Source organism: Candidatus Acidiferrales bacterium, from assembly GCA_036514995.1.
GTDB lineage: Bacteria > Acidobacteriota > Terriglobia > Acidiferrales > DATBWB01 > DATBWB01.
On the sequence record DATBWB010000210.1, the window covers coordinates 1 to 6,098 of the forward strand.

6 protein-coding genes are annotated in these 6,098 nt (G+C 60.2%); all 6 read right to left on the reverse strand.

What is annotated here, in order from left to right; translation table 11 throughout:
• On the reverse strand, positions 1–194 hold a 194-nt coding region (locus VIH17_13580), incomplete at its 3' end, for a hypothetical protein (protein ID HEY4684264.1).
• Positions 195–264: 70 nt separating this feature from the next.
• Positions 265–606, reverse strand: coding sequence for a rhodanese-like domain-containing protein (locus VIH17_13585; protein HEY4684265.1), 342 nt, complete (start codon positions 604–606; stop codon positions 265–267).
• 71 nt (positions 607–677) lie between these two features.
• Complete coding sequence (locus VIH17_13590; protein ID HEY4684266.1) at positions 678–1,439, reverse strand: enoyl-CoA hydratase-related protein; 762 nt, start codon at positions 1,437–1,439, stop codon at positions 678–680.
• A gap of 99 nt (positions 1,440–1,538) precedes the next feature.
• On the reverse strand, positions 1,539–2,651 hold the full coding sequence (locus VIH17_13595) for a Phenylacetic acid catabolic protein (protein HEY4684267.1): 1,113 nt from the start codon (positions 2,649–2,651) through the stop codon (positions 1,539–1,541).
• A gap of 88 nt (positions 2,652–2,739) precedes the next feature.
• Complete coding sequence (locus VIH17_13600) at positions 2,740–3,414, reverse strand: TetR family transcriptional regulator (protein HEY4684268.1); 675 nt, start codon at positions 3,412–3,414, stop codon at positions 2,740–2,742.
• A gap of 160 nt (positions 3,415–3,574) precedes the next feature.
• The gene (locus VIH17_13605; protein HEY4684269.1) at positions 3,575–5,908 is read right to left on the reverse strand and encodes a response regulator; all 2,334 of its coding nucleotides are present in this window, start codon (positions 5,906–5,908) and stop codon (positions 3,575–3,577) included.
• Positions 5,909–6,098 lie beyond the last annotated feature (190 nt).

Sequence of the window (6,098 nt, forward strand, 5' to 3'; positions counted from 1 at the left end):
TCCTTCATCATCATCTCGATGGCCCTGGCGCGCGATGGCCGATTTGTCTTCATGTTCATGGTTCGATACAGCTCGTTCTTCGGATTGAGGAATTCCCGGTAGTCGCGCTCGCCGATCAGCGCCTCGAGCTCGGCCGCGCTCAAAGGCTGCTTGGCGAGGTCGCGTTCCTCCATGTCCGCCTTCTTCTTGAGCAAGAGACCTCTCGCTTTGCGGCAGGTGGTTCAAGTTGATTTGAGAAAGAAACGCAGCTTGGCCATGTTTACCTCAGTCGTAACGCGGGATAGATGCGTCAATTTCGCGCGACCACCGGTCGATGCCGCCGGCGATGCTTCTGGAGTTTTCAATTCCCTGCTGCCGCAGCCAAACCGTAACATCCAGGCTGCGGATTCCGAGGTGGCAATAGACGATGACCTCCTGCGCTCCCTCGATGACGCCCAGATTCTCCGGAATCTCCTGCATCGGAACCAGCATGGACCCGGGAATCTGCGCCATCTTGGCCTCCCATTTTTCGCGGACGTCCAACAGGAGGAACTTGTCCTTCGCCTCCATCTTTTCTTTCACTGCCTGAGGCGTGATCTGTAAATCATCAAGCTTGGCTTCGTCCATGGCTTTCTCCGGTGGCCTTTGCTTCCGCAGACCCCAGCCAAAGTTCAAAGGGAAAAATAACGACTCACAAACTATCTTCCCTTCCAAACCGGGTAGCGTTTTTCGAGAAACGCCGCAATCCCCTCCCGCGCATCTTCTGTCTTCATGAGTTCTTCGAGATAAATGCGCTCCACCTCGCCCAGCGCCTTCTCAAAATCGACTCCCGCGGCCGCCAGCATGGCGCGCTTGGTCAGGCCGATGACTGGCCGGGAGAGTTTGCCCACGCCAGCCAGGAATTCCTCGAGCGCCCTGTCCAGATCCCCCTCGGCCACCACCCGGTTCACCAAACCCCAATGCTCCGCCTCGCGCGCGGAGATGGTTCGGCCGGTAAGAATCAAATCCTTCGCCCGGCGAAATCCGATAACCGGAGGGAAGATCACCGCCGCAACCGGCGGGAAGCAGGCCAGGGTGATCTCCGGCTGGCCAAACTTTGCTGTTTCCGAGGCAATTACAAAATCACAAAAAGCAGCCAATTCGCAACCACCGCCCAGGCAATGGCCATGCACCGCTGCCACGGTGATTCCCGGGAAGCGGTGGAGCTGGCGGAAGACAGCGTGAAACCGCTCGAGCATCGTGCCCACTCGTTCGGGGGTGTGGTCGCTCACCGCCGCACCGGCTGAAAAGGCCTTGGGGCCGGCACCGCGAAAAACAAGAACGGCTGCATCGCGGGCAGCTTCGATCGCGGCGCCGATCTCCTCCATCATGCCGATGTCCAGGATATTGAGCGGCGGCCGGTTCAAGGTGATCCTGGCCACGTTCGCTTCGTGAACGAATTGGATGCTGCGGAATGGCATGAGACGCTCCTGCTGGTGTCTCGCCGGTGCGCCTAAGCGGCAAAACCTCTTGCTCGATCCAGCAGTGAACCCGTCGAGTGCCTGGATACTTCCCCCGCCCTACTGCCCCCCGGGCATCTTGGGAGCAATCCACCCGCCCTCGGCAAATATCTCTTTGAGAAACGAGTAGTCGGCGGCCGAAGGAAGAGCATCCTTCACATATTCGTCAAACTTTTCCCGGCTGATCAACTCGCCGGCGGCATTGTAGGTGGCTTGAGCGTAGTCGCCAATCTTGCGGTTGAACTTGAGATCGGGCGCGATAAGCTTTGGCTGATCCTCCGGGAGGTTGCGGTTGAGCTGCTCCATCAGGTTCTTGACCTCGAGGTGATACAGGTTCCGGCTGTGCTCGTTCAATTGCTCCTTGTTGGCTTCGCCTTGCGCCTGGTGCTCGTCGTAGCGGCCCTTTAGACCCCACACATAGGCCCAATGCGCCGAGGAGGAATGATCCACGCCGAAGAGATCATACGCGGTCGTGACCCACTTGTTGATGAACTTTTGCAGGATCGGCACGGGAATTTTTCCCGCTTTCAGGATGCGCTTCAAACCGTCGTGGCCGGTTCCAAGATGGAACGATTCCTCCTTGAGCATGGCCACGGTCGAGCGCGCCAGCGGGGCGAACGCCGAGTAGCTCAGCATGGTGAGCTGAAACTTCCCGTCGCGATCCACAAAGTCGGTATAGGTGAAGAAATCGAGCCAGTTGTCCACGCTTTCGTTAAAAGCGCCAAGCAGTCGCTTGTGCTCAAAGGCGCGGCGTTCGAGCTGCTTCAGGGCTTCGATGCGGCCCGAGTGGCCAAAATATTCGATCAGCAGGTGGCACATCTGCCAGCCGTGCCGCATCTCCTCCGTCATCACCCGCACCAGCGACATCCGGTCGTGCTCGGAGGGCGCATTCTCAAAGAGCTTGCGCTGTTGCTCGACCGAAGCGAACTCCGTGTCGCCCTGGTAGATGATCAAGTTTTGCAGGCCGTCGCGCATGCGCTGGTCCGGAATCGCCAGCTCCTTTTCCCACTTCCGCCCGCCGGCAAAGTCGCCGAACTCAATTTCATTCGTTTTGAGCTGGCCAAACTTGCTCTCGAAGTGGTAGTTGCGAACCTCGGGATAATCCACCCCGATGTCCTGAATCCATTCGCGGAAGAGATCCACCCAATCATCAAATGTGGAAATGCGCGGCATCTATTCTCCTTTCCGAAAAAGCACCCACGAGGGCGTCGCACCGCGGTTGAACTTATGCTCGCCACTGGCAACGACCACCCATCACCTTTCAGGTGGTCAAAACGGCTTCTTTGACCGCGGCCGCTGGCGCGGGCGGAACGGCGCCGGTCGGCTGGCCTGGAAGCAACGCGCCTCTCAAGAAAAGCTCGGCCATCGTTTCAGCCAGGGTCTCGACGTCCGGATCGACGCGCGGGTTGTACCAGGTGTAGATCCAGTTCATCATGCCGAAGAGACTCAGGACAGCCAGGCGCGGGTTCAGCCGGCGCAGGCGTCCGGCAGCGTGCAACTCCTCGACGATCCCCAGGCAAATCTTGTAGTAGCGCCGCTTGATCTCGCCCACCTCGCGGGCATAGCCGCCGGTGAGGACGTCGGACTCGTGCGAGAGAACCTTCATCTCCTTTTGGTGTTCGAGGAAATAGCGCAAATGATTCCGAATGAGCAAACGGAGCTTCTTATCCGCATCGGGGACACCGGCCAGCTCCTTTTTGAGCGACGCCAGGATCGTCGTAAATGTATGTTTTTGAATGAGGTAGAGGAGTTCTGGCTTGCTGCCGAAGTAATAATAGAGGCCTGCCAGGGAGAGGCCCGAGGAGCGGGAAATGTCGCGGATGGAAGCACCCTTGTAGCCTTTGGAATAGAAAACGCGGGTGGCGTGGCGAAGGATGCGGGCCAGTTTGGCTTGGTAGCGGGCGCCGTTTTTGCCCGACCGGGGTGGCTGCGGCATCGTTCGAACGTTCGTTCTATAAATCTCCGCGATTCTAGCTTGCCCTCGGCGGAAAGTCAAGGAGCAAGTGAGCGCGAGATGGGGGTCTGTTCCCTACCGGGGCTTTGGCGGGAGCGCTGCGGGCCGGGTCGAAAGGAGTGACGCCCGAGGCGCATCAATGTTACCTTTGCCGGGCGTGATCGAGGATGTCGCGCACTTTCCGTGCCAGGCTGTCCGGGCTGTAGGGTTTTTGGAGAACCGCCGCGCCTTTCTCCAACATCGAGTTCAGTTGAGCTGCCTCGGCGGTATAGCCGGTGGCGAAAACCACGGACACGTCGGGCTTCAGGGCGCACATCCTGGCGTAAGCCTCGGGACCGCTCAGCTTGGGCAGCACTACATCTAGGATGACCAGGGCGATCCGGTCGCGGTGCTCCTCGAACATTCGCACCGCTTCCTCGCCATCGCCAGCCAACACCACCTGATAGCCGAGCCTTTCCAGCATCTTTCGCGCCATGTCCCGGAGCCCTTCGTGGTCTTCGGCCACCAGGATCGTCTCCGTGCCGCCGCGGACAGGTTCGGTCGCGGTCTTCTCTCGCTCCTCGGCCACTTCGTTGCCCACCGGGAGATAGACCCGGAAGGTTGTGCCCTGGCCCGGCTCGCTATAGACGTTGATGAACCCACCGTGTTGCTTCACATTCCCGTACACGACCGCAAGTCCCAAGCCGGTTCCCTTGCCCATTTCTTTGGTGGTAAAGAAGGGTTCAAAGATGCGCTCGATGGTCGCCGCATCCATGCCGACGCCGGTGTCGGAGACGGAGAGGAGGACGTAGCGCCCCGGCCGGGCGTAGACGTAGCGCCGGCAATACTTCTCATCGAACTCCACGTTCCGCGTTTCAATCAGCAATCGGCCGCCCCGGGGCATCGCATCCCGCGCATTCACGCAGAGGTTCATCAACACCTGTTCGATGTGCGTCGGATCGGCCCGGGCTGCTTCGAGATCAGGCGACAGCGCGGTCTTTACCTCGATTTGCTCACCGAGAACTTTTTCGAGCAGGCTGACCACGCCGGCTACCGTGTGGTTCAAGTTGATGTTGCGGGGTTCGAGAACCTGCCGGCGGGCGAAGGCGAGCAACTGGCGGGTCAGGGCGGCAGCGCGTTCGGCTTGCTCCCGAATTTTCTGAAAGTGGGTTTGGAGACGGCTCTCGGCAGGCGCTTCCTGCAGGCCCAGGTCGGCCCAACCCATCATGGCCCCAATCACGTTGTTGAAGTCGTGGGCAATGCCGCCGGCTAGCTGCCCGATGGCTTCAAACTTCTGTGCCTGACGCAGTTGTTTCTCGAGGGCGCGCCGCTCGCTCACGTCCTCGACGATCACCTCGAAGTAGGCCAGTGCGCCCTGCTCGTTTTGCACCCCGCGACCGCTGAGCCGGACCGTGATCGGCTTGCCATCCTTCCGCTTCCACTCGACTTCCAGGCCCTCGAGCCGCCCCGTTTGCCTGTGCTCCTCGACTAACCGTCCTCGTTGGCCTGGGTCCTGATAGAGGTCGGTAGTGGGGTTCACTGCCAAAAGTTCGGCCTCGGACTCATAACCAAGCATCGCCACCAGGGCGGGGTTGATGTCGAGGAACTTGCCATCCACCTTGGAGTGGTAGATGCCGTAGACCGCGTTCTCGACTAGCTTGCGGTAACGCGCTTCGCTTTCCCGGAGCGCCTCCTCAGCCCGCTTGGGCTCGGTAATGTCCCGCATCACGTGGACACTGCCTCGCAAAACTCCTCCCGGATCGCTGATGGGGGTGGTGGTGACCTCGAAGATTCTTCCCAGCCGGGGCTCCTCGATATCGTAGCGCTCTTGCTTGCCCGTCGCCAGCATGCGCTCGTGCGGGCAGTCCGGGCGGGGATCGCCCAGCCCGTGCAGCGCTTCATACCAGAGCTTGCCGATCAATTGCGAGAATTCCAAACCCAGAACTTGAGCGGCGGCGCGATTGGCGCGCTTGATCCGGCATTCCTCGTCCAAGAGGAAGATCGGGTCGGGAACGGTGTCGAACGTCAGCTCCCATTCTTTTTTCCCGCGGTGGATCGTCTCCTGGAGCCGGGCGGCTTCCTGGCGGTGGGCCTTGTCGCGCAGGGCATGATCCACAGCCACCGGCAGCCGCTCGAGGCGTTGTTTGAGCACGTAATCGGCGGCGCCGCGCTTGAGGTATTCGACCGCGGCTTCGTCGCCCAGAGCGCCGGTAACCACCACGAAGGGAACGTCTTTGCCCGACCGCTGCCGGAGCTCCAATGCACCCGTGCCCGCCCAGGCGGTCAGGTTGTGGTCGGAGAGGATGACGTCGTAATCGGCTTGCGCCAGCCGCTGCTCGAAGAGCACGGGAGAGTCAACCACGTCAAACGTGACAAGGTAGCCCGCTCGCTTCAGGGCGGCCACCATCAGCTCCGCGTCCGCTGCACTGTCCTCGACGATCAGTAGCCGCAAGGGCCTTCTCAAGGGACCTGAGTTGCCTGCCTTGGATGTTGCCATCGTTCCCCTCATCTAATGCGACGAGAAGGCAGTAGGCCGCGATGTTCCGCGACTCAAATCCGACACGCGGGGGAAGGGAGGAGCCGCAAGCCTCAAAGAAGTTGTACGGAAGGAGATGTTCTATTCTGACCCAACCCGGCCCTCTGTCAAGCTGGAATGGGTGAAAGCGTCTTCAGGAAGCTAATAGATC